At 60.1% G+C, this 23806-nt stretch carries 20 protein-coding genes; 6 read left to right on the forward strand and 14 right to left on the reverse strand.

Features of this window, described 5'->3' with window-relative positions:
* Nucleotides 1-172 precede the first annotated feature (172 nt).
* From AAAV44_RS08380 to AAAV44_RS08400, 5 genes are all read right to left on the reverse strand, one after another.
* Entirely contained in the window at nucleotides 173-502 is a 330-nt protein-coding gene (locus tag AAAV44_RS08380; RefSeq protein WP_316366833.1) for a helix-turn-helix domain-containing protein, read from the reverse strand.
* An 8-nt stretch (nucleotides 503-510) separates the two neighbouring features.
* Complete coding sequence (locus AAAV44_RS08385) at nucleotides 511-1056, reverse strand: hypothetical protein (protein ID WP_349115318.1); 546 nt, start codon at nucleotides 1054-1056, stop codon at nucleotides 511-513.
* A 251-nt stretch (nucleotides 1057-1307) separates the two neighbouring features.
* On the reverse strand, nucleotides 1308-1664 hold the full coding sequence (locus AAAV44_RS08390) for an Hpt domain-containing protein (RefSeq protein ID WP_349115319.1): 357 nt from the start codon (nucleotides 1662-1664) through the stop codon (nucleotides 1308-1310).
* Between the two features lie 23 nt (nucleotides 1665-1687).
* Complete coding sequence (locus tag AAAV44_RS08395) at nucleotides 1688-3568, reverse strand: HD domain-containing phosphohydrolase (RefSeq protein ID WP_349115320.1); 1881 nt, start codon at nucleotides 3566-3568, stop codon at nucleotides 1688-1690.
* Nucleotides 3569-3779: 211 nt separating this feature from the next.
* Complete coding sequence (locus AAAV44_RS08400; protein WP_349115321.1) at nucleotides 3780-4577, reverse strand: alpha/beta hydrolase; 798 nt, start codon at nucleotides 4575-4577, stop codon at nucleotides 3780-3782.
* 225 nt (nucleotides 4578-4802) lie between these two features.
* Between AAAV44_RS08400 and AAAV44_RS08405 the strand changes: the two genes are divergently transcribed.
* The 3 genes from AAAV44_RS08405 to AAAV44_RS08415 all read left to right on the forward strand — a co-directional run bounded on the left by AAAV44_RS08405 (nucleotide 4803) and on the right by AAAV44_RS08415 (nucleotide 7697).
* The gene (locus AAAV44_RS08405) at nucleotides 4803-5579 is read left to right on the forward strand and encodes a radical SAM protein (RefSeq protein WP_349115322.1); all 777 of its coding nucleotides are present in this window, start codon (nucleotides 4803-4805) and stop codon (nucleotides 5577-5579) included.
* 160 nt (nucleotides 5580-5739) lie between these two features.
* Nucleotides 5740-6627, forward strand: coding sequence for a type I methionyl aminopeptidase (map, locus tag AAAV44_RS08410; protein WP_055286839.1), 888 nt, complete (start codon nucleotides 5740-5742; stop codon nucleotides 6625-6627).
* 134 nt (nucleotides 6628-6761) lie between these two features.
* Nucleotides 6762-7697, forward strand: a complete 936-nt coding sequence (locus AAAV44_RS08415; protein WP_349115323.1) for a D-2-hydroxyacid dehydrogenase — start codon at nucleotides 6762-6764, stop codon at nucleotides 7695-7697.
* A 364-nt stretch (nucleotides 7698-8061) separates the two neighbouring features.
* Here AAAV44_RS08415 and AAAV44_RS08420 read toward each other — a convergent pair whose 3' ends face one another.
* A complete protein-coding gene (locus tag AAAV44_RS08420) occupies nucleotides 8062-8244 on the reverse strand; it encodes a hypothetical protein (RefSeq protein WP_349115324.1) in 183 nt (60 codons plus the stop codon).
* On the reverse strand, nucleotides 8245-9630 hold the full coding sequence (locus tag AAAV44_RS08425) for a M18 family aminopeptidase (protein WP_349115325.1): 1386 nt from the start codon (nucleotides 9628-9630) through the stop codon (nucleotides 8245-8247).
* Nucleotides 9631-9791: 161 nt separating this feature from the next.
* Between AAAV44_RS08425 and AAAV44_RS08430 the strand changes: the two genes are divergently transcribed.
* Together AAAV44_RS08430 and AAAV44_RS08435 are read left to right on the forward strand one after the other, a co-directional pair.
* Complete coding sequence (locus tag AAAV44_RS08430; RefSeq protein WP_349115326.1) at nucleotides 9792-10877, forward strand: carcinine hydrolase/isopenicillin-N N-acyltransferase family protein; 1086 nt, start codon at nucleotides 9792-9794, stop codon at nucleotides 10875-10877.
* A 139-nt stretch (nucleotides 10878-11016) separates the two neighbouring features.
* The gene (locus AAAV44_RS08435) at nucleotides 11017-12096 is read left to right on the forward strand and encodes an ATP-dependent 6-phosphofructokinase (protein WP_117778620.1); all 1080 of its coding nucleotides are present in this window, start codon (nucleotides 11017-11019) and stop codon (nucleotides 12094-12096) included.
* Nucleotides 12097-12637: 541 nt separating this feature from the next.
* Here the strand turns inward: AAAV44_RS08435 and AAAV44_RS08440 are convergent.
* The 7 genes from AAAV44_RS08440 to AAAV44_RS08470 all read right to left on the reverse strand — a co-directional run bounded on the left by AAAV44_RS08440 (nucleotide 12638) and on the right by AAAV44_RS08470 (nucleotide 22054).
* Complete coding sequence (locus AAAV44_RS08440; RefSeq protein WP_349115327.1) at nucleotides 12638-15403, reverse strand: ABC transporter permease; 2766 nt, start codon at nucleotides 15401-15403, stop codon at nucleotides 12638-12640.
* 5 nt (nucleotides 15404-15408) lie between these two features.
* Complete coding sequence (locus AAAV44_RS08445; protein ID WP_035137622.1) at nucleotides 15409-16110, reverse strand: ABC transporter ATP-binding protein; 702 nt, start codon at nucleotides 16108-16110, stop codon at nucleotides 15409-15411.
* 85 nt (nucleotides 16111-16195) lie between these two features.
* Nucleotides 16196-17569 (reverse strand): ATP-binding protein, encoded by a 1374-nt coding sequence (locus tag AAAV44_RS08450; RefSeq protein ID WP_349115328.1) that lies wholly within the window; start codon nucleotides 17567-17569, stop codon nucleotides 16196-16198.
* A gap of 2 nt (nucleotides 17570-17571) precedes the next feature.
* Nucleotides 17572-18255, reverse strand: coding sequence for a response regulator transcription factor (locus AAAV44_RS08455; protein WP_035137623.1), 684 nt, complete (start codon nucleotides 18253-18255; stop codon nucleotides 17572-17574).
* A gap of 228 nt (nucleotides 18256-18483) precedes the next feature.
* Nucleotides 18484-19062, reverse strand: a complete 579-nt coding sequence (locus AAAV44_RS08460) for a methylated-DNA--[protein]-cysteine S-methyltransferase (RefSeq protein ID WP_349115329.1) — start codon at nucleotides 19060-19062, stop codon at nucleotides 18484-18486.
* Between the two features lie 403 nt (nucleotides 19063-19465).
* Nucleotides 19466-20491, reverse strand: coding sequence for an aspartate-semialdehyde dehydrogenase (locus tag AAAV44_RS08465; protein ID WP_349115330.1), 1026 nt, complete (start codon nucleotides 20489-20491; stop codon nucleotides 19466-19468).
* 174 nt (nucleotides 20492-20665) lie between these two features.
* Nucleotides 20666-22054, reverse strand: a complete 1389-nt coding sequence (locus tag AAAV44_RS08470; RefSeq protein ID WP_349115331.1) for an aspartate kinase — start codon at nucleotides 22052-22054, stop codon at nucleotides 20666-20668.
* 104 nt (nucleotides 22055-22158) lie between these two features.
* Here AAAV44_RS08470 and thrC point away from each other — a divergent pair, with 104 nt between their 5' ends.
* Entirely contained in the window at nucleotides 22159-23676 is a 1518-nt protein-coding gene (gene thrC, locus AAAV44_RS08475; protein WP_349115332.1) for a threonine synthase, read from the forward strand.
* Nucleotides 23677-23806 lie beyond the last annotated feature (130 nt).

The following is a 23806-nucleotide window of genomic DNA, read 5'->3' on the forward strand; positions in this document are numbered from 1 at the left end:
ATAGCCCATTGGAACGCGCGGCGCAGGCAGGTAAGATTGAAGGGCCTGACGCCGGAGGAGTTCCGGAACCAGGCCCTTGCGGCGTAGTCGCTATTTATTCAGTCCAAGTTTCGGGGCGCAGTTCACACGGGTCCCTTCACGCTGGTACTTCGTTTTAGTTGTTCGCCTTAAGCTACTCGTCGCTCAAATCTACAGCAAAAACTGATGTCGGAAGCAACGCCTCATTGCCTCCGCCGTCCCGCATCTGCCTCACGACATTTTTTGCACGCTCAACAATAAGCTCCTCAAGCTCTTTCTCGCTCACGCGCTGAATAATATCTCCCGGTTGACAATCAAGTTCATCACAGATATCGAGAAGCGTCTTCAGACGAATAGCTTTTATTTTTCCGTTTCTTAGCTTTGAAATATTAGCCGGAGTATGCCCCGTGGCCCGAATAAGATCAGCACTGGTCTTTCCGGTCTTAAGCAGTTGTGTCTCAAGCTCAATAATGAGATAGCTCATGTTTCCTCCTACACAAGCTCGTCAGACTGCTCTTGGAGCAGCGAGGCATAACTCCAGATCGCCGAGATAAACAAGCAGACAACTGCGCCGATAAACGACCCCGTATCAAAGGTAACGCCTTGGCAAATCTCAATAACGAAGGAATGAGGCACGATGTAAAGCTCCAGTCCGCCAATGGTGAGATTGACCGATCCGTAGGCACCAACAAACGAAACCGCAGCGTTAACAGCAAGGGCAAGGGCAAGGGCAAGAACACGAATAAGCCGCACATGCGTCTTGGTAAAGGGCGAGACGCCTCGCGAGATGTTACGACTGATCCCGCACAAAACGACAAGCGAAATACCCACGACGAGTGCCAGGCACAGTCCGCTTGGGATAACGATGCACCCGCCATTGAGAAGCGTCACGACGCCGAAAGAATCGACAGACGCAACGTTTGCAACCGCATACCAGATCACGTAAACAACCAACGCGGCAAAAGCGACGAGCATTCCCGCAAAAACGGCTGCCATGCAAAAACCAAGCTTCCTGATATTTTCGCCCGCCTTGGTCATACGCTGAGCGCTGTTAGACATACACTCACCCTCATCGACTCTATCGTTATTCGAACAGTTTATCGAACAACGATATGGATTGCATGCGGAAAGCCCAGCCGGTGCGCATGGGCCATCCACTAATCAGAAAGGGTGAGAGTGGATTTTTGGACACGTATCGAACGAGAGTGGATAATCTCCCACTTTGAGGCCGCCACCGGGCCTAAAACGGGAGATTATCCACTCTCATAGTCATCAAGGCTCGCAGCCTCTTATTCAGCCGCCTCGCGCAGGGCCGACATCGTTGCCGCATATTGCTGCTGCAGCGCATGCATTCCCTCGCGAGCGCCGTCAACGGTATCGGCGCCGCGCAGCGCCTCGGTCACCACGACCGCCGGCTCGTACAGATTATCGAATCCCAGGTTCTGGCTCACGCCCTTGAGCGTGTGCGCTGCCATAAACGCACCTTCGGCGTCTCCCGCCGCCATGGCGGCCTCCAGCTTGTCCATGCTCTCGTCATCCAAAAACTTGAGGGCAAAGCGGGCAAGCATTTCCCCGCCCATCAGCCGAGCGCACGCGTCTTCATAATTAGCGCCGATCTTCTCATACGCCTCACGCATGGAAATCATGGATTAAAACTCCTTTGGTCAAACTAAATCGTGGGAAACGCAACGACGTCGGCGGGGCGTGCCAACGTCTCGGCAATACGGTCTTGCACCTCGAGCAGGCAGTCGAGCAACAGCGGGTTAAAGGTGCCGCACTTACCGTCCAGGATCATCTGGATTGCCTCCCTGTGCGGGATAGCGTCCTTGTACACGCGCACGCTCGTCAGAGCATCGTACACGTCGGCCACCGAGACCACCTGTGCGGCAATGGGAATCTCGTCGCCCTTAAGGCCATCGGGATAACCCTTGCCATCCCAGCGCTCGTAGTGCCAACGCGCAGTCTGGTACGCATATTCCATAAGCGCATTGCCGACGTGATGGCGGCCCAGCTCAAGCAACATGTCGGCACCGATCGTGGTATGCGTCTTCATAATCTCGAACTCCTCGGGCGTAAGACGCCCGGGCTTGTTGAGAATCGCATCGTCAATCGACATCTTGCCGATATCGTGCAGCGCCGAAGCCAGGGCGATCGTGGAGCGCTCCTCATTGTCGAGGGAGATAGTGTCGCTACGCTGGACCAGACAGTCAAGCAGCAGCTCGGTCAGCTTTTCGATATTCGTAACGTGTCTGCCGCTCTCGCCATTGCGAAGTTCCATGACGCCGGCCATGATGTCGATGAGCATGCGACTGTTCTTGACGCGCTCGTTGTACTGCTGAGACAGCAGGCTCGTCAGGCGGCGCTGCTTGGCGTATAGGCGGATGGTGTTGCTTACACGGCGGCGCACGACACGGGAGTCAAACGGACGGTTGATATAGTCCGAGGCGCCCAGCTCGTACGCGCGCAGAACCATATCATCGGAATCTTCGCTCGAAATCATGATGAAAGGCAGATTGTCGATACCCGATCGGCGCGACAGATCGGCCAGCACCTTAAAGCCGCTTATGCTCGACATGACAATATCCAGCAGCACGAGCGACAACTCATCGCCATAGCGGTCGACCATGTCGAGCGCCGTACGACCGTTGGCGGCCTCGAGGATGCAATACTCGTCCTTGAGCATCTCGTTGAGAATGGCTCGGTTCATCTCGGAGTCATCGACAATAAGCACCAAAGGCTTTTCGCTTTGGAAGGCTTCGATGGAATCGGCATCGGTCACGACCGTACCGGCTTTTGCCTTAGCGCGGCTCAATAACTGGACAGCGCGGCCAACGCCCTCATCGACCGTCTCGCCATGAATGCGAACGCCACCAACACATGCCGTCAAGCTCACGTACTCATGGCCCGGAACAATCGTGGAATGAACGGCATCGGACACCTGATGCAGGCGACGGGTGAAGTCATCGGAGGGAATATTGGGCATGACGACCACAAACTTGTCGCAGCCATAGCGTACGAGCTCGTCAGTCGAACGAATTCCGCTGCGCATGGCTGTCGCCACAGCACCGAGCGCAAGGTCGCCGGCATGACGGCCACACGTATCGTTGAAGACCCTAAAATCATCAAGGTCGATCACTGCAACGCCGGCATTCATGCGGGCGCTACGGAGCTTTTCCTCGTAATATCGGCGATTGCGCACGCTCGTCAGCACATCGGTGTAGACAAGGTCCTCTTCTGCAGCCTCCCGCTCATCAATCGGACGCACCATCAGCAAGACGCGAGGCTCGCCCTCGACCTTTAGAGGGCGTAGGCGAGCGCGGTACTCAACACCATCGTTGAGCAGTTGCTCCGACACCTCATCGGAGTCTGCCAAAGCCTCAAGACTCGACTGACGCAGACAAGGGCAGCGATCGCCGGCGAGCAGGCAGTTAGGCTCGCTCTTAATCTGATCGGCCGACAGCAAACGTACCACGGGGTAGGTCTTCGCGACGCGGGCGACCTCAGCGGCGGCCTCCTCGTCGGTTAGATTGACCTCGTGATTATTGAGCATATGGGGCCCTTTCTATCGTTATGCACGGCAACGGTGCATATCAATTGGTACAAGGGTAACATCCAACAGCTGAAGGCAAACGCGCGATTATCGTTACATTTTTATGACCTGGCAAGCGGCGGTAATGGAGCCGCGGGCGCGCGGTTATGGACGCATTCGTTAACAATGACGAAACGCTAACAACCCCTCTCCCCGCAGGTCATCGAGCGTGCTAACGCTCCAAGACATCGAAAACGGCATTTGCCGTCGTAACGGGGCGATCGCGCAGACCGTTATGCGCGCCCGGAATCGTCACAAGGGGGCAATCGAGATATTCGGCAGCCACCCTCGTGCCCGCCTCGCGGGGCGTGCCAACCGAGAGCTCGCCCAAGAACACGGCCGACACCGCCTTTGACGCGCGGGCGCGCTCCCAGTCGGGAGCATATGTCATATTTGTTCCGTATTCATTGGCCATAAAGCAACGACCATTGCGCAGGGCATGTTTGACTTCCGCTTCGGTCGTCCCAGGAGCCTCGGGGTCCAAGTCGCCGAGGGCTCCCAAGAAAAGCCGGAGCGCCCTTGAAACCTTTCCCGCCGCAATCATATCGAGCAAAACCGGAGCTGCGCCCATACCGACGCCTTTGGCCGACACAGCCGGCTCATGCAGAATCGCACGGGCGACGAGATGGGGTTCGGTGCGAAGAAGCTCCAGCGCAACCAACGTACCGGCACTATGCGCAAGCACATTTGCCGGAGCGCCAACGTGTTCGATCACGGCTTGCAGGTCGGCGGCCTGAGCGGCAAGATCATAGCTGCCGTCTGCCGCATCGCTGCTGCCACCGCAGCCGCGGCGGTCGTAGGCAATTACGCGGTAGTTGCGGCTGAGCTCACAAGCGATACCGTCGAAAAATGTGCCGTCGACACAAGCGCCGTGCACGCACACCAAAGCAGGAGCATCAGGCGACACATCCGGGCCGGCATATTCGCGACAGGCAATCGTGGTGCCCGCATTCTCGACCGTAAAATCCATGTTGTGCCCCCATCATCAACGCCCATCCAGTTGCACGTCAGTACGGTTGGATGGGCCCGCATTGCCTTACGCCTTGTTAACAGATTAACTGTACCCGACCCGAGGCTTTTCATGGCACCGCATAATGAGCGACGTGAAAAAACGAAACTTGTAAAGCAAGGGCCCGCACCTTGCTTTGGAGCCGATGCTATGCTTAGGCACAATTGTCTTGAGGAGCATATGCCTATGTCTACGTTTTTGAATGCCAGCCCCATCTTTGGGCCCGTTCGCAGCCGTCGCCTTGGTCTCTCGCTCGGCGTCAACATGATGCCGGCCAGCGGCAAAATCTGCACGTTCGACTGCATCTACTGCGAAAACGGCCTCAACGCCGAGCGTCCCTGCCATGAGCCGTACAACACAGCTGCCGTGGCACTCGACGTGCTCGAGGCAAAGCTGCGCGAGATGGCAGCCGAGGGCGAGCTCCCCGATGTGATCACCTTTGCAGGCAACGGCGAGCCCACCGCCGCACCGGAGTTTCCGCAGGCCATCGCCGGCGCCGTCGCGCTGCGCGACGAGCTTGCCCCAAACTCCAAAATCGCCGTGCTCTCCAACGGTACGCGCGCCGACCGCCCCGAGGTGCACGACGCGCTCATGATGGTCGACGACAACATCCTCAAGCTCGATACCGTCGACCCGGCGTTTATCCAGCTGCTCGACCAGCCCGTTGGCCCCTACGGCGTCGAGCACCAGATCGAGACGTTCGCAAGCTTTGACGGTCACGTTATTATCCAGACGATCTTTTTGACCGGCGAGTATCAGGGCAAGCTCATCGACAACACCGGCGAGGAGTACGTTGCCCCCTGGCTCGCGGCGCTTGAGCGCATTCGCCCACAAGAAGCAACCATCTACACGGTAGCGCGCGAGACACCGGTCGCCGGCCTTGCCAAAGCGGCGCCTGAGGTGCTCGACGCCATTGCCGTGCGCGTCCAAGCCCTCGGCATTCCCTGCCAAGTGAGCTACTAGCAAAACCACGCAGCAGCTAGTGTCAGCCATCCCGCTCCATCAGTTGCGGTGATATAGTTCCTGTTTATGCTGTTAAACCGCTTAAATCGGAACTATATCACCGCAACTTTTATGGATGCGTGAGTGGGCTATACTAGCTGCGGATGAAAGGAAGTTAGCCATGTATGACAAAGGACCCGTACCCGGCCGCAACGACGCCTGCTGGTGCGGCAGCGGCAAAAAATATAAGAAATGTCACAGCGCCTTCGACGAGCGCCTCGAGCGCCTGTGGGAGGAGGGCTGGGAGGTTCTGCCCCGTACGCTCTACAAGACGCCCGCCGATATCGAGGGCATCAAGCGCTCCGCCGCCATCAACGTGGGCGTGCTCGACTACGTAGGCGAGCACATCGCCGCGGGCATGACCACCAACCAGATTGACCAGATGATCTACGACTACACCGTCGAACACGGTGGCACGCCGGCCGATCTCAACTACGAGGGCTACCCCAAAAGCGTGTGCACCTCGATCAATGATGTGGTCTGCCACGGTATCCCCTGTGATACGGACGTGCTGCACGAGGGCGATATCATCAACGTGGACTGCTCCACGATCCTGGACGGTTACTTTAGTGATTCGAGCCGTATGTTCTGCATCGGCGAGGTATCTGCCGAGCGCCAGCGCCTGGTCGACGTCACCCGCGCCAGCGTGGAGGCGGGTCTGGCGGCCGTCAAGCCATGGCTGCCGCTGTCCGTAATGGCCGAGGCCGTGCAAAAGACGGTCGAGGACGCCGGCTTTAGCGTGGTGCGCGAGTACGGCGGACACGGCATCGGTAAGGAGTTCCACGAGGACCCGTTTGTGGGCTTTACCACCGAGGCGCCCGATGTGGACACCATCATGGCTCCGGGCATGGTCTTTACCATCGAGCCCATGGTCAATGCCGGAGCGCCCGACATTAAGATTAGCAAGGGTGACGGCTGGTGCGTGCGCACCAAGGACGGTAGCGATTCGGCCCAGTGCGAGGTACAGCTCGTGGTGACCGAGGACGGCTACGAGCTGCTGAGCTGGTAGCCGTGGATGCGCCGGGCTTCGCGATGGATATGTTAACCATCGCAAAGCCCGGCGTTTTTATAGCGTTTTACCTGATAAAACCTGCCAAAATAAACCTGTCCCCTTTTTGGCAGGTCGAGCGGAGAGGACTGCTTGTGAACATTCTGGTTATGTTGCCCGTCAACGACCGCCATCGCGCAATTCTTGAGTCGAGTGCTCCGGGCGAGGACTTTATCTACACGAGCGCCGACGCCGCCACGCGCGAGCAGGTCGCCGATGCCGACGTGATCTTGGGCAACATTGACCCTGCCCTGCTTACCGCGTGCAAGCACCTCCAGCTGTTGCAATTGCAGACCGCCGGCTATGACGACTACCTTGCCACCGGCACCGTGCCGGCCGACGCCAAACTGTCTTGCTCGGTGGGCGCCTACGGCCAGGCCGTAAGCGAGCACATGTTTGCCATGGTCCTTTCCATGATGAAGCGCCTGCCCGGCTACCAGGACCTGCAGCGCGAGCATCGCTGGGAGGATTTGGGGCCGGTCACCTCGCTCAAAAACGCCAATGTGCTGGTGCTGGGCGCGGGCGACATTGGCGGCCACTTTGCCACGCTCTGCCGCAACATGGGTGCGCACGTCCGCGGCATCAAGCGCCACCCGCTCGTCTACCCCATTGTGTTTGAGGACATGGACGGCATGGACGCCCTATCCGAGCGCCTGGCCGAGGCTGACATCGTCGCTTCCTTTATGCCCAGCACACCCGAGACCCGCGGCCTGGCGAACGCCGAGTTCTTCGCCGCGATGAAACCGGGCGCCTTCTTTGCCAACGGCGGCCGCGGCGACCTTGTGGTCGCCGACGACTTGGTTGCCGCCCTGGAGTCGGGACATCTCGCCGGCGCCGCGGTCGACGTCACCGACCCCGAGCCGCTGCCCGCGACAAGCCCGCTGTGGGATGCACCCAACATGCTCATCACGCCGCACGTCTCCGGCTGGTTCCACCTGGCAGCCACGCTCAACAATGTGGTCGACATTGCCGCGGAGAACCTGCGTCACCTGCAAGTCGGCGAAACCCTGCGCTGTTGGATTGAACACTAATCTTGTTCCGCCGTTCTAACGAACAGCGGACCGGTCGACGCTGCGCGCCGCCCAGAGCGACAATTTGCCATTCAAAAGGCAAGGCATGACCAGAAGGTCTATGCCTTGCCTTTTTCATGCCAACTTGTTCGCTCTGGACATCGCTCGCTGACGTTTGCTCAACCTGCGGCGTCATAACAATTCTGTCCAGCTGTTGGCATTGCGGCATTTGCCCAAATAAAACCTGCCATAATGAACCTGTCCCTTTTTGGTAGGTTTGGTGCAATGGGGTCAGGTTGGCTTGCGCCATACCGGTAGTTCTGTCTGCGACACTCTCGCCAAAGTGATATCAAACATACATCTAGCGTTTTCGACACTTCGCTTATTAGAGCCAGTCCGCCTCCTCGTCATAGCGGTCCGAATAGGCGTTACGCTTGAGTTCTTCAGCACTCGTTGGTCGCGCCTTGGACACGTCGACCCCTGACTCATGGCAAGCGTCGACGAACAGCTGTAAACCCCGATCAATAAGCTGAGCCCCACGCTCGGCCTTCATTTCTTCGGCTCGCATTTAGAGTTCCACACTTTCGGCGCCGTTGATGGTTAGGTCGCGCTCGTAGAAGGCCGTGAGGGCGCGGATGGCGCACATCACGTCGCGCACGCCGCCGGTCTCATAGCTCGAGTGCATGGCCAGCTGCGGCAGGCCCACGTCTACGGCATGCATGCTCGCCTGCATATTCGACAGGTTGCCCAGGGTGGAGCCGCCGGCCATATCACTCTTGTTGGCGAAGGCCTGCGTGGGCACGTCGGCGTCATCGCAGATGGCCTGGAACACCGCGCGGCTAAAGGCATCGGTGCAGTAGTGCTGGTTAGCAGCTTCCTTGACGACGATGCCCCCGTTAAGCACCACCTGGTTGCGGGCATCGCACTTCTCGGCATGGTTGGGATGCACGGCATGTGCGTTGTCGCAGCTCACGAGCATCGAGGCGGCAAGCGCGCGGTGGTACGACTCGTCGTCAAAGCCCAGCGAGCCGTTAATGCGGCGCAGCGCATCGGCCAAGAACGTCGACATGGCGCCCTGCTTGGTCTCGGAGCCAACCTCCTCGTTATCAAAGCAGCAAAAGACCGAGACATCGTGCGCGTTCTCGGCACCCAAAAATGCCTGCAGAGAGGTGTAGGCGCATGCCAGGTCGTCGAGCTTGGGCGTCGAGATAAACTCATCGGCCCAGCCCCAAATGCGCGCATCCTGACGATTGACCAGGAACAGATCGCGGCCCAAAATTTGCTCGGGCTCAACGTCCAGTTCGTCGGCGATCAGAGCATCAAAGTCGCCCTGCTTAAGGTCACCGGCGCTGATGAGCGGGCACAGGTCGACAGCACGATTAGGCGCAAAGCCCTCGTTAACGCCGCGGTTCATGTGGATGGCAAGGCTCGGGATAATAGCGACCTCGCGCTCGGTGGCAAGCAGGCGGCTCTCAATACGGTCGCCCTCGCGTACCAGCACGCGGCCCGCGAGTGCCAGCGGACGGTCGAACCAGGTGTAGTCGATCATGCCGCCGTAGGCCTCGGTGTTCAGGCGCAGCGTCTCGCCCGCGCCGTCGAGCTCGGGCACGGCCTTAACCTTAAACGTCGGCGAATCGCTGTGCGACGCCGTCAGCTGAAAATGGTAGTCGCCGGCAACGCCGTCCTCGCCCCACGTAGCAGCCAGGTCCTCGCCCACCTTAAAGGCGATAACGCTCGAGGTGTTGCGCTGCGTGTAATAGCGACCGCCCGGCTCGATATCCCACGCCGCATTCTCGGGCAGGTAGGTAAAGCCCGCCTCGTCGAGCTCGGCCATAATGGTCGCCGCCGTATGGAACATGCTGGGGCATGCCTCGATAAAGTCGATAAGGTCGTTGGCGGCCTCGATATCGTCGGCCGTCACATGCGCGCGCTCGGGCGTTTCCTGATCCGTCATGCTCTCCCCTTTCACTGGGTTGATGGTCCCTTCCAGCATACCCCGCCGCGCCAGCCCCGCACTCTTCATTCCGTGTTTAATCCCGCGCCGCTCGCCAAGTTGAGCCATCATACCCGTGCACCTTTTGCGACAATTACACTAACAGGACGAGAGGAGCCGTCATGAAGCCACGTAACATTGCCATCGCCTGCGGTGTCGCGGGAGTCGCCGTCGGCCTTGCCGCTGCCACCGGTATCGTTTATCACAAGCAAATCAAGTCCGCCGCGTCGCTCAAACGCTTGACCGGCTACGCGGATGGCTATGACCTGTACGCAATCGACATCGCCTACGACTACGATCTTGATCGCATCATCGCCGCTGGCGTGCGCGACGACCAGGCCTACATCGATGCCGTGGTGGCGCAGGTGCTGCCCGGTGTGCCGGTACATGTCCAGGCGCCCCAGTTTGCCTGCAGCGCTTTTGTCGCCGTAGATGCCGAGGGCCGCGTGCGCACCGGTCGCAATTACGACTTTAAGGACGACACCTCGGCGCTGCTGGTGCGCAATCACCCACGCGGCGGCTATGCTTCCATCGGGTTTGCCGCCCTTAACAACCTGGGCGATAACACTCCGCTTGACTCCGTCGCCGGACGCGCCGCCGCACTCATGGGCCCGTTTGCCCAGCTCGACGGTGTTAACGAATGCGGCGTGTCCATTGCCGTACTCACCCTGGACTCCAAGCCCTGTGACCAGGACACGCAGCGCCCCGTCATCAATACCTCGCTCGCCATCCGTCTGGTGCTCGACCGTGCCGCCACCACGCAGGAGGCCGTCGACCTGCTTTCTGCCTACGACATGCACGCCATGGCAGGACGCGATTACCACTTCTTTATCAACGACGCCGCCGGTGACGCGCGCGTAGTAGAGTGGGACCCGCGCGATCCGGACCGCGCTTTCAAAGCGACTCCTGTACGCCAGGTTACGAACTTCTATGCCTGCTATGGCGACGAAGTGCTGCCCAACCAAAAGAATGGCGAGCTGGGCCATGGTAAAGAGCGCGCCGTCGCAATCGCCGATGTCCTTGACGCCCATGCCGGCGCCCAAGACGAGGCAGTCGCTTGGAAGGCCCTGCATGCCGCAGCGCAAGAGCCCAATCCGGAAGATATCACCAGCAACACGCAATGGTCGGTCGTCTTTGACAATACCGAACCCGCCGCCGCTATTACGCTGCGCCGCCACTGGGGCAACATCGATGCCTTCGCACTGTAAGGAGCTGGCACCGTCGACCTTACGTTCCCTGACGTTGCTTACATTTCCATACGCTTGAGCTAACACGTTTTACCCCCGTATCAACAGTGTGCGGGGGTAAACTTATGCGCATGTTATAACTTGCCCGGAAGGATTCATCATGCTTAGAATCGGTCTTCTTACCAGTGGCGGCGACTGCCAGGCGCTCAACGCCACCATGCGCGGCATTGTCAAAACACTTATGACCAATAGCGAAGAACCTATCGAGATTTATGGCTTTGAGGACGGCTATCAGGGCCTTATCTACAGCAGGTTCCGCGTCATGACGCCCGCCGATTTTAGCGGCATCCTCACCCGCGGCGGCACCATCCTGGGCACGAGCCGCACACCGTTCAAGCGCCTGGATACCCCCGAAGCCGATGGTGTCGAGAAGGTGCCGGCGATGGTCCACACCTATCATAAGCTGCAGCTCGACTGTCTGTTTATGCTGGGCGGCAACGGCTCCACCAAGACCGCCAACCGCCTGCGCGAAGAGGGCCTCAACGTTATCGCCCTGCCCAAGACCATCGATAACGACACCTGGGGCACCGAGCTGACGTTTGGCTTTACGAGCGCCATCGACGTCGCCACCAAGTGCATCGACGACATCCACACCACCGCCTCGAGTCACGGCCGCGTGTTCGTTATCGAGATCATGGGCCACAAGGTTGGCTGGATTCCGCTGTACGCCGGCGTCGCGGGCGGCGCGGATGTCATCTTGATTCCCGAGATCCCCTACGACATGGACAACGTCATCAAGACCATCGAGCATCGTATGGAGACCGGCAGCCGCTTTACCATCGTGGCCGTCGCCGAGGGCGCTATCTCCAAGGAGGACGCGGCGTTGTCCAAGAAGGAGTACAAGAAGAAGCTCGCCGAGCGTACGAGCCCGTCGATTGTCTACGACATCGCCAAGGAGATCGAAGCCAAGACCGGTCGCGAGACCCGCGTCGCCATCCCCGGCCACACGCAGCGCGGCGGCCAGCCCGACGCCCAGGACCGCATCTTTGCGACCCAGTGCGGCGTCGAGGCCGCGCTTGGCTGCCTGCGCGGCGAGTTTGGCTACATGATCGCCCTGCGTGACGGCAAGATGTGCCACATGCCGCTCGAGGATGTCGCCGGCAAGCTCAAGTATGTCGACCCCCAGAGCGACCTGGTACGCGAGGCCAAGGCGTTGGGCATCAGCTTCGGCGACGAATAGCCTCGGCCGAAACTGCTCTCATCGGAGACCCCAGGGCTTACCTCCCAAATCGTCCTCGGACATGTCAGGACCCCGCTGCGCGCTTCGCGCGGCGGGGTCCTTCCATCCTGCGGAAAGATTTGGGAGGTAAGCCCTGGGGCCTCCTGCGGTAACTAGGGAGGCCGAGGCTATTCGTCTTCTTGCTACGGGTGCCTGGGGTAGGATGCGGCGTGCATTTTTGGGAGTATTCAGCAGCCGAGGGTGCCTGCATACTGGATTTTGGGCGAAAGGCAGGCACTGCGGGCCGCATCCTGTAAAAAATGATCGGCCCTTGAGGCATTGGGGGTCCAGGACCAGGGCATTCAGCGCAGTTTTGCACCCCCGCCCCCGCGCCCGCGGACCCCGGGACGCTGAATACTCCGGAATTTGCACGGCGCCCCCTGGGGTACCTGTGGGCAAAAAGCAACCGCCCCGTCAAAGTATGCATTTGGCGGGGCGGTTTATGCAAAAATGCTGCTGCGGGCGCGTCGGCAGCTCGCTAGAACTTGAATCCCAGGACAGGTTACTCGGCGCTCTTGAGGGCGCCGACCATGTCGATCCTATTGAGGGTGCGATTGGTAGTGAGGTTGACGATAAACGTAAAGACAAAGGAAAGCACTACGGCGAGCACATAACTCAGCGGCTGGACCTCAACGTCAAAGTAGAGCGACGGCATCTGCAGAATGTACGTAAAGCTCTCGGCCAGCAGGCTACCCAGCGGCACGCCCAGCGCGGCTCCAATTGCCGTGAGGATTAACGTCTCCTTGTTGACGTAGTGGTGCACCTCGCCACGGCGGAAGCCCAGCACCTTAATGGTCGCCAGCTCGCGCTCGCGCTCGGAGATATTCGTGTTGGACAGTGTAAACACAACCACAAACGACAGGCACGCCGCCATAAAGGTCACGAGCGCCACGACCGAATTGATAATCGTAAAGTTCGCATCAGCGTTCGCCTGATGCTCGGCCGTACTCGAAATCGTAAGCCAGCCGTCACTCTTAATCTTCTTGCTAAACGCAATCTGGTCGGCCGACGAGCCCTTCAGCAACGCAAGGACACCGTTAAGGCGCGCGCTTCGACCGAACGCGCGCTCATAGGTGCCCTGCGTCATATAGAGTGTGTTGCCAAGATAGTTGAGCGAAATGTCGCTGACTTTGACCTTGGCAGCATTGAGCGACGAATCCTGGACGTGCGCCGTATCACCCGGCTGAATCCCCAGCGCCAGCTGTGAACTCTTGCTCAGATACACATCTCCGTCACGCAAAGACAGCGACTCTTTGGACTCGTCCTCAAGGCGCACGTAGTCGTCCAGATCGTTCACGCGGTCATCGGGCACCACGATTAACAGCACTGTCTCGCTTTTGCCGCCAAATGTAAAGGTGACGTTATCGGTCGTAATCGGCAGCGTCGAAGTCACGGTCACACCGGAATCCTTGACCGCGCTTCGCTCGTCGAGCGCCGCGCACGTCTGCGTAAAGTCGTCGGGATTGGCGACCGCCAGCAAGTCGTAGCGCGTGATATGCCCGTACTGTTTGGGCGAAAGCGCTATCGACGTATCGCGGATGCCCAGAGCGCAGATCACGAGCGCCGTGCAGCCGGCGATACCAAAGATGGTCATAAGGGCACGCTTTTTGTAGCGGAACAGGTTACGCGCCGCCACCTTGTTCAAAAAGCCCATACGGTGCCAGATAAAGCCGATGCGCTCAAGCAAAATGCGCGAGCCGGCACGCGGGGCCTTGGGACGCATGAGCGAGGCTGGGGTCTCGGCCATCTCGTGGCGGCAGGCGATAATCGTGGCGCCCACCACGCCCACGGCAAACAGCGCCACCGAGACGATTGAGGACACGATGTCGTACGAAAGCAGCATCTGGGGCAGTGAGTACATGTCGTCGAACACCGTGAACAGGAACAGTGGTAGGCCCACAAATCCGACAATGTTGCCAAGCACGCCGCCGATCAGACAAGCCCACAGTGAATAGTTCACGTATTTGGACAGGATACGCCCGCGTGAATAGCCGAGTGCCTTGTACAGACCAATGAGCGTGCGCTCCTCCTCGACCATGCGCGTGGCGGTGGTAAGGCTAATGAGCACGGCGACGACAAAGAAGATGAATGGGAAAACCGTGGCGATGGCTTCGATCGAAGAGCTGTCGCTCTCCACGCTCGAGTAGCTTGTGATGCTATCGCGGTCCTGGATGTACCAAGTGCATTCGCCCAGATCGGAAAGCTCGGTACGGGCATCGGCAAATTGCTGGTCGGCGGCTGCGCGGCGCTGGTTCAAATCGGCCTGTGCCTGAACGCGCTCCTCGCTGCCCTCGGCCATGCGATTGATGTTGTCCTGCTCAACCCCAAAGAGCATATTCGCCTGGCGCTCGGCCGCATCCAAGCTTGCCGGTGTGTCGACCGTCAGTTCCTGAACACGCGCCTTCTCGCGCTCGTCGCGGATCTCCTCGATATTACTCTTGACCTCGTTGATCTTTGTCGTGTAGGCATCGGAATAGGAGTTGAGGCTCTTGGCTCCCTCGACGATCACGTGGACGGCGGAGTAGGAGGAAGATGTCGCGGCATCCTCGCTCACATAGAACCTATAGTCCGCAGCCGAAGCAGCGCGAAAGTCGTTGACGGTCGAGTCGGAGCTCACATCAGTGGGGTCGAGGACCTCGGCCGTAATGGTGTAATCGCCCGCGGCAAACTGGTCCTTAGCGCTTTGGTTCGACGAGCTCGCGTCATTGGCGGCAAAGCTCACGGTATCGCCGAGCTTTTTGCCCGAAGCCTTCAGGAACTTCGATGTCACCGCAACCTCATCGGCGCTCTCGGGCAAATCGCCGTTCACGAGCACCGGCTGATCGATGTTCTCCTTGGAGAGACTTTGCACGACCACGCGCTCGCGCGTTGTGCCCACGGCGGTGTAGGCGGTCTCGGTGTAGATGCCCTCGGCCGTCTCGACGCCGTCGACCTCTTGGATAGCCGAAAGATCGTCGCGCGTAAAGCCATAGGTCGACTGCACGTTAATGTCATAGACACTCTGCTGGTCAAAGTAGGCGTCAACCGAATCGCGCAGATCCTCGCAGCCCGCCTTAAGGCCGCACATCACGCTCACGCCAAGCGCGGTGATGACCACGATTGACAAGAAGCGCTTAAGACTGCCTCGGATTGTGCGGTAAATGCCACGGCGAAAAATCGTCGGGACCATATCGTTTGAGCTTTGAGCAGTGCGGTAGGTCGCGAACTCCCAGTCGCGGTCTGCATGCTCCGTATCGTGGTTTTGGCTGTTTTGGCGATCTTGGTCCATGGGCGCTACCACTCGATCGTCTCGATAGGCACGGGATTTTGCTGGACCGTCTCGCTCTCCACGCGGCCGCTCTTAAAGCGGATCAGGCGATCGGCCATGGGCGCCAGCGCGGAGTTATGGGTGATGATGATGACCGTGATGCCCTGCTTGCGACAGGTGTCCTGTAGCAGCTGCAAGATCTGCTTGCCGGTTTTGTAGTCGAGTGCGCCCGTGGGCTCGTCGCACAGGAGCAGCTTGGGGTTCTTGGCCAGCGCGCGGGCGATGGACACACGCTGCTGCTCGCCGCCCGAAAGCTGCGCCGGAAAGTTAGCAAGACGGTCGCCCAGGCCAACCTGACGAAGCGTTTGCTCGGCATCGAGCGAATCGGGGCAAATCTGCGCCGCAAGCTCGACATTTTCGAGCGCCGTCAGGTTGGGGACCAGATTGTAGAACTGGAAGACAAAGCCGACGTCGGCGCGGCGGTATTCAACAAGCTGCGCCTCGTTGGCGGAGCTCACGTCGCGCCCGTCCACCGTCACAGTGCCGGAGGTTACCGTATCCATGCCACCCAGGATGTTGAGCGCCGTAGTCTTGCCGGCACCCGAGGCGCCCAGGATAATGGCGAGCTCGCCGCGCTCAACGGTAAAGCTCGCGCCGTCGAGCGCGTGAATGCGGGCATCGCCCTCGCCGTACGCCTTGATGACGTCTTTGAATTCGATATAAGCCATCGATTAATTCCCATCTGGTCGGATAACTCCTTAGTATTACCCATTTCGCACCGACCAAAAAGGGACAGGTTCATTTTGGCAGGTTTTAGAGGCGGACGGTGAAGGTGATCTGGTTACCGTGGCCGCAGACAGAAGCGCTCCCGCCATGGGCCTCGGCGATGGCACGCACGACGGATAGACCCACGCCCGAGCCGCCCGTCTTGGAGCTACGCGAGACGTCTGCACGGTAGAAGCGGTCGAACAGTCGGTCCAGGTCACCCTCGGGCAGCTCGTCCACAGCGTTCGACACGGCAAGTTCGGCGACGCCCTTACCCTGACCGCGTGAGACGGCACGCAGGCTCAGCTCGATAACACTGCCCTCGCTCGCGTAGCGTGTGGCGTTGTCCAGCAGCAGCTCAACAACCTGCGCCACCGCCGCGGCATCGGCATGGGCTCGCACGCCGCTTGCAATCGACGTCGACAGACGCTTGCCACGCGAAACCGCCACCGACTCAAACGGCGCCGCCGCCTTGTCCACGGCCTCCGAAAGATCGATCGATGTCATGGTAAAGCCCGCCGAGCCCTCGTCCATGCGAGCCAAAAACACCAGACGCTCCGTGAGCGCCGTCAGCCGCGCGACCTGCTCGTGAATGCTCTGCGTCCACTCACTCTCGCCGCTCTCGATCTCTTGCACCTCATTGGCGGCGTCAATTACAGCCAGCGGCGTCTTGATCTCGTGGCTCGCATCGGTAATAAAGCGCTTTTGCTTGCTGTAGCTCTCGACCATCGGTCGAATCACCGCGCCCGAGGCACCCGCCACAATTGCCAGCACCGCCAGCCAGCCAATGCAACTGATCGCCACGCTCGCGCTCAAAAACGAATGAAAGCTTGCAAGCTCGCGCGAGCAGTCCACGAACACATAGGTTGTCTCGTCGCCCTGAACCGTAACCGTATAGCGGTAGTTACCAGAAAAGCCCGAGGTCCAACCCTTGGAATATAGTCCTGCAGCGATGCGTGCAGCACGCTTAGTGCCCACCGCGGCAATGCGGGCCGTGTTGACATCTGTCACCCGCCCGCCGGCAATCGACACCGTAAAGTAGCGCGTGTCGAAGGGAGACTCCGCCGTCATACCTTCAAAATGCCCGGCGCGAACGGCCGCCCGGTTACCGGTAGCGACCTTGCCGGCAACCGCATCCTGACCGGGATCGGTCTTAGGCTCGTCCTCCCAATCAATGCCATCCTTGCCCGCCAAGATATAGTCCAGGCGAGCATCGGCCATCTTGCAGACATGCGAGTAGTTGACGACGTTGATGCCGGCAATGATGAGCGTGAGCACCACGGTCACAGCACCCATGGCAACGAGGATGAACTTGCGACGCAGGCGGCGGCCCAATGCGTCAGCAGAATTTGCCCGCCCTGTACCACTCGAGGCAGCGTGAAACCGCTCCGTCGTGCGCTTCCACCACGCACTCGCGCTCACGCCTATTCGCCCTCCTCAACAACCTCGAGCGAATAGCCCTGGTTGCGCGATGCACGGATGGCCACGTTGGCACCAAGCGCCGTCAGCTTTTTGCGCAGGTACGAGATGTAGACCCACACCACGTTGGCGCCTTCGGGCGCGTCCTCACCCCAAACCCCGAGCATCAGACGCTCGGTGGGCATGCGCGTGCCGGCGTTGCGCATAAAGAGCTCCATAAGCTGAAACTCACGATTGGCCAGGTGCTCCTCGCCCAAAGGGCCAACGAGCGTGCACGATGCCGTGTCGAGACGCACGTTGCCCACGCTGAGCGTCGTGGCGTCAATTGCCGTCGCGGCACGCGTCATGGCACGAATACGCGCAAGCAGCTCCTTGGCGGCAAACGGCTTGGTCAGGTAATCGTTGGCACCGGCATCCAGGCCCTCGACCTTATCGGACACCTCGCTTTTTGCCGTGAGCATAATGATGGGCAGACGCTTACCGGCGGCGCGTGTGCGCTTGAGCACCTCAATGCCATCCATGCCGGGCATCATGATGTCCAGGATTGCGGCGTCATAGTCGTTGGCGAGCAGATATTCGAGCGCCGTCAGACCGTCGAGGGCGGTGTCGACCTCGTAGTCGCTATGTTGAAGAATCGCGGTAAGGGCACGGGAGAGGCCGGGTTCGTCCTCGGCAAGCATCAGCTTCATAGTTGTTCCTTTGGCGCGCGGCTATACAGATTTCGATATTGCCGATGATAGCGCACCGCCAGCCGCCTTAGCGCAGCCTTAGCTGCTCAACCTGCACGTTTCTAAAAACGCTGGATAGGGCTTAGCCAAACTTAAGGCGCACGTGTCGAGCGCTTTGACGCATGCCGAGCGCGAAGGGACAGTGACTCGTCCTTTCACGGCGTCCTAGTTATGCAAAGTGCTCGAGCGTTACTCCTCGTACGCGCCCTCAAGCCGCAGCAGCCACTCCTTGCGGTCGAGGCCGCCGGCATATCCGTTGAGCGAACCGTCGGCGGCAACCACGCGATGGCACGGCACAATGATCGAAATGGGATTACGCGCGACCGCGGCCCCCACGGCACGGGGAGACACAACGGGTGCCTCGTTTCCCGGTACACGATGTCGAGCCGCAACACGCTGGGCGATCTCGCCATACGTAGCGACCTCGCCACGCGGAATAGAAAGCAGCTCGTACCAAACTTCACGCTGAAACGCCGTGCCGATCATATGCAACGGCGGCGTAAACCGAGGCTCCTGCCCCGCAAAATAAGCATTCAGCCAAGCCCAAGAACGCTCAAGTACCGACGAGGCAGCACCGTTTGTCGGATTCACCGAAGACATGCCGCCAGCACCAGAAACCGCATCGGCGCCTTCAACATGTTCGTGATCTTCTTTGAGAAGCGTGGGGCCAAAGTGCTCCTGCCCCTCAAACCAAAGCCCCGTCAAACCGCGGCCATCAGCGGCAAGCAGGATTTCGCCCAAAGGCGAAGCAAACGTCGTCGTGACCACCAGCGGCTCCTTTCAAAACTCCGCAACATAATACCGCGAATTGTGCAGACAACCCCAATCGACCCCAAAGTCACCTCAGGCAGCAGGCGCGAAGCGCCGCAGCTGCCGGCCGCGCCCCACAGTCCCCAAAGGCGGCAGGCGCACAGCGCCGAGGCCGCCGCCGGGACCAGGGCCCGCAACGGCCACGCGCCCCTCGCATCAGCCCAGCGGCCCCAACCAACAATGGCCCCATCGCAGGCCGCTCGCAGCAGCGTCACCGCAGGCGGGGGCCGGGCTTGGTTTTCAGAACACTCCGCAGACCAATGCGGCGCCTTGTCCGCGGCTCCGAAGGAGCAGGACAAGGCGCCGCACATGGTCGAGGACGTTCTGAAAACTAAGCCCGGCCCCCGCCGGACAAGTCACACTACTCGCAGAGCAGCTTGGCGATCTGGACGGCGTTGGTTGCCGCGCCCTTACGGATTTGGTCGCCGCAGCACCAGAAAGTGATGCCGCGCGCAGCCTCGGGGTTCGAGATGTCGCGGCGCACGCGACCGACCCAAATCAGATCCTGGTCGGAGGTGTCCATCGGCATGGGGAAGCGGTCGTGTGCATCCTCGGCAGCCATATCGTCAACCAGCTTGACGCCGGGAGCAGCAGCCAGCGCTGCACGGGCCTCTTCCACCGTGATGTCGCGCTCAAACTCGAGCGTAATGCTCTCGGAGTGCGAACGCAGCACGGGCACGCGCACACAGGTGCAGTTCACGCGCAGCTCGGGCAGGTGCATGATCTTGCGGCCCTCGTTTTGCAGCTTCATCTCCTCGGAGGTAAAGCCCTCCTCCTTGACGCCGCCAATCTGCGGAATCAGGTTGCTCGCCAGCTGGGCGGCAAAGACGCGCGGCTCGGGAATCTCCTCGCCACGGCCCAGGGCGGCAAGCTGCGTTTCGAGCTCGGCCATACCGGGAGCACCGGCACCAGAAGCCGCCTGATACGTCGAGACGATCATACGCTTCACGCCGGCGAGCTGGTGCAGCGGCCAGGTGGGAACCAGGCCGATGATGGTCGCGCAGTTGGGGTTGGCGATCAGGCCGTGGTGCCACTTAATGTCATCGGCGTTGATCTCGGGCACGACCAGCGGCACCTCGGGATCCATACGGAAGGCATGGCTGTTGTCGACCGCGACGGCGCCGCGCTTGACGGCCTCGGGCAGCAGTTCCTTCGCGATATCGTCGCCGGCGGCTCCGAGCACAATGTCGCAGCCCTCAAAGGCCTCAGGGCAAGCCTCTTCGATCACGATCTGCTCGCCGCGGAACTCAACGATCTTGCCCGCGGAGCGTGCACTCGCCAACAGCTTGAGCTTGCCAACCGGAAACTCCTGCTCGTTGAGGCACTCGAGCATCTGGGTGCCCACGGCTCCCGTCGCGCCCAAAATAGCAACCGTGTACTGTTTCATGCTTCCCCCTTTAAAGGTTTTGGCTTTTGCCCGCACGCCGAGCAGGCCGATTATTGTTGCCAGTGTATACAAGAACGGGGCGGACACGAAACCCGCCCCGTCGAAACGAAACCGAAATGAAACGCCCCACCGTAGATTTATGAGACATGTCCCAAAAATGCACCGGGATGGCAGCTACTTGCGGAGCGCGTCCAGAGCGGGATCGACCGGCGCGGGAGCCTCCAGGTCGGAGACCTTCACGATACCGTTCTCGTCGGAGAAAGCACGGTAGATGGTCTGAATCGCCAGATCAAAGTCCTTCTCCTCCACGCCGATGATGATGTTGATCTCGTCGCAGCTCTGCGAAATCATACGCACACTCACGCCCGCCTGGCCAAGCATGCCAAACAGGTGGCCAGAGATGCCAGCACGACCGCGCAGGTTGCGGCCAACGGTCGCGATAAGCGCCAGGCCCTCGACAACCTCGATCTCGAGCGGCTCGACCTCCTGCTGGATGTCTCCCACGAGCGAGTACAGCGAATCGTGCACGTCCTGCTCCTGCACCACGGCGCCAAAGCGGTCGACGCCGGTGGGCATGTGCTCGACGGAGACGTCATAGCGCTCGAACACCGATAGCGCGCGGCGCATAAAGCCGACGCGCGGCTTGGTGCGGTCGCGGGCGACGTTGATGGCGACAAAACCGCGCTTGCCAGTCACGCCGGTAATGATGGGCTCTGCCTCGCCCTCGTCAGCCGTCTCGCTAATGATGGTGCCGGGGTCCTGCGGCGCATTGGTGTTCTTGATGACCAGCGGAATGCCGGCCTCGCGCACGGGGAACACGGCCTCCTCGTGCAGGACGCTCGCACCCATGTACGAAAGCTCTCGCAGCTCCTCGTAGGTAACGCGGGCGATGGGCTGAGCCTCGGGCACAATGCGAGGATCGGCAGAATAGAAGCCCGAAACGTCGGTCCAGTTCTCGTACAGGTCGGCACCAAGGCACTTGGCCAAGATCGAACCCGAGATATCGCCGCCGCCTCGATCAAGCAGCTTAATCTGGCCCTCTCGCGTCGCGCCGTAGAAACCGGGCATAACAAAGCCGCCCTGCTGACCATACTCCTGCACCAGCTCGGAGGTGCGGTTCATGCTGAGCGTACCGTCGTGATGGAACGCCACAACCGTCGCGGCGTCCAGGAACGGTAGGCCCAGGTACTCAGCCATCAGGCGAGCAGTAAAGTACTCGCCGCGGCTCACGAGCTCCTCGGTGGAGTAACCGCCCGAGCGGGCGCGCTCGGCAAAGGCCGCGAACTCCTCACGGATGGGATAGGTGAGCTCCAGCTCGTCGGCAATATCAAAGTAGCGCTGGCCAATGTCCTCAAGCAGCTCCTCACACGACACGTGGTACTTAACGTGCGCATTGACCAGATAGAGCAGGTCGGTCACCTTGGTGTCGCCCTTAAAGCGGCGACCGCAGGCGGAAACCACCACAAAACGGCGAGCCGGGTCGGCATCGACGATGGCCTTGATCTTCTTGAAGTGTTCGGCGTCGGCGACCGACGAGCCGCCAAACTTGGCAATCTTAATCATGGGCTGGAGGTTACCTTTCTAAAAAGCCTCTGCGAACCTGTTTTGCGCGCTCTGATACCATGGTTTCACCGATTGGGACCAAGGCATCCGAGGAGCAGTGTTATATGGGAACTTATCATAGTACACGAGGACGCACTTTATCGTGCTCAAGTAAGGTGGCAATCCGTACCGGCATCGCTCCCGACGGGGGTTTGCTTGTCTCGGACGAGCTCGGCACCCAGCAGGTCGATATCAGCTCGCTTGCAGATAAATCGTACTTTGAAATCGCTCAAGATGTGTTGGGAATGTTACTGAATGATTACACGGCCGAAGAAATTTCGGCGTGTGTCGACGAGGCATACCGCGGCACATTCGCGAGTGAAGAGGTTACGCCGCTCGTCAAACTCGACGCCATGCCGGGCGCTGACACCCCTCAGACCTATGTGATGGAGCTCTTTGGCGGCCCCACGAGCGCCTTTAAGGATGTCGCCCTGCAGATGCTCCCCCGCCTCATGGCCCGCACTTCCGCCAAGGACGGCGGCGCCGAGCGCATCATGATCGTCACCGCCACGTCGGGCGACACGGGCAAGGCCGCGCTCGCCGGTTTTGCCGACGCTCCGGGCACGGGCATCACCGTCTTTTATCCCGAGGGCAAGGTCAGCCGCGTCCAGAACCTGCAGATGTCCACGCAGGAGGGAGACAACGTCGCCGTCTGTGGCATCCGCGGCAACTTTGACGACGCCCAGAGTGCCGTCAAGCGTATCTTTGCCGATAAGGAGCTTGCCGAGCGTCTTGAGGCCGCCGGCACGGTACTTTCGAGCGCCAACTCCATCAACGTCGGCCGCCTGGTACCGCAGGTCGTCTACTACTTTGCCGCCTATGCGCAGCTGCTGCGCGCCGGCGCCATCGAGGCCGGCGACGCCGTGGAGTTCTGCGTGCCAACCGGCAACTTTGGCGATATCCTGGCCGGCTACTACGCCAAGCGCATGGGTCTGCCCGTCGCCAAGCTCATCGTCGCGAGCGACAAGAACAACGTGCTGGCTGACTTCCTGACCACCGGCGTCTACGACCGCAACCGTCCGTTCTTCACGACCATCTCGCCGTCGATGGACATTCTCATTAGCTCCAACCTGGAGCGCATGCTGTACTTCCTGTCCGATGGCGACTGTGAGCTCGTTGCCGGCCTTATGGAGCAGCTGGCACAGACTGGTCGCTACGAAATTCCCGCCGACCTGCTGGCAAAAATTCAGAGCGTCTTTGGCTGCGGTTGGGCCAGCGAAGACGAGGTTCGCGCTGCCATCAAGAGCTGCTGGGACGCGAACGGCTACGTGATCGACCCGCACACCGCCTGCGGCTATCACGTCTTTGAAAAGGTCGCTCCCGTCGAGGGCGCCAAGGCCCGCGTGCTACTTTCGACCGCCAGCCCCTACAAGTTCCCGCGCGCCTGCTGCGACGCTCTGGGCCTCGACGTTCCCGAGGACGACTTTGAGGCCATGCGCGTGCTCGAGCAGGCAACCAACACGGTCGCCCCAGCCCAGCTCGCCGAACTCGAATCCAAACCCGTCCGCTTCGAAGACGTCTGCGACGTCGATGAGATGGCAAGCTACGTCGAGTCTGCAGCAAAACGAATGAGCACCAACTAGACCCCTTATTAAGCGCCGGCGAAAGCCGGCGCACCTTCTTTTTATTTAGCTTTCGGGATGATGACGAGCATGCGAGCGGGTCTGGCCGTTTAGTTCGTCGCGAGTTCCGCACGAGCCGGAAAGCACTTAA

Source organism: Collinsella sp. CLA-AP-H1 (genome assembly GCF_040092945.1).
Classification (GTDB): domain Bacteria; phylum Actinomycetota; class Coriobacteriia; order Coriobacteriales; family Coriobacteriaceae; genus Collinsella.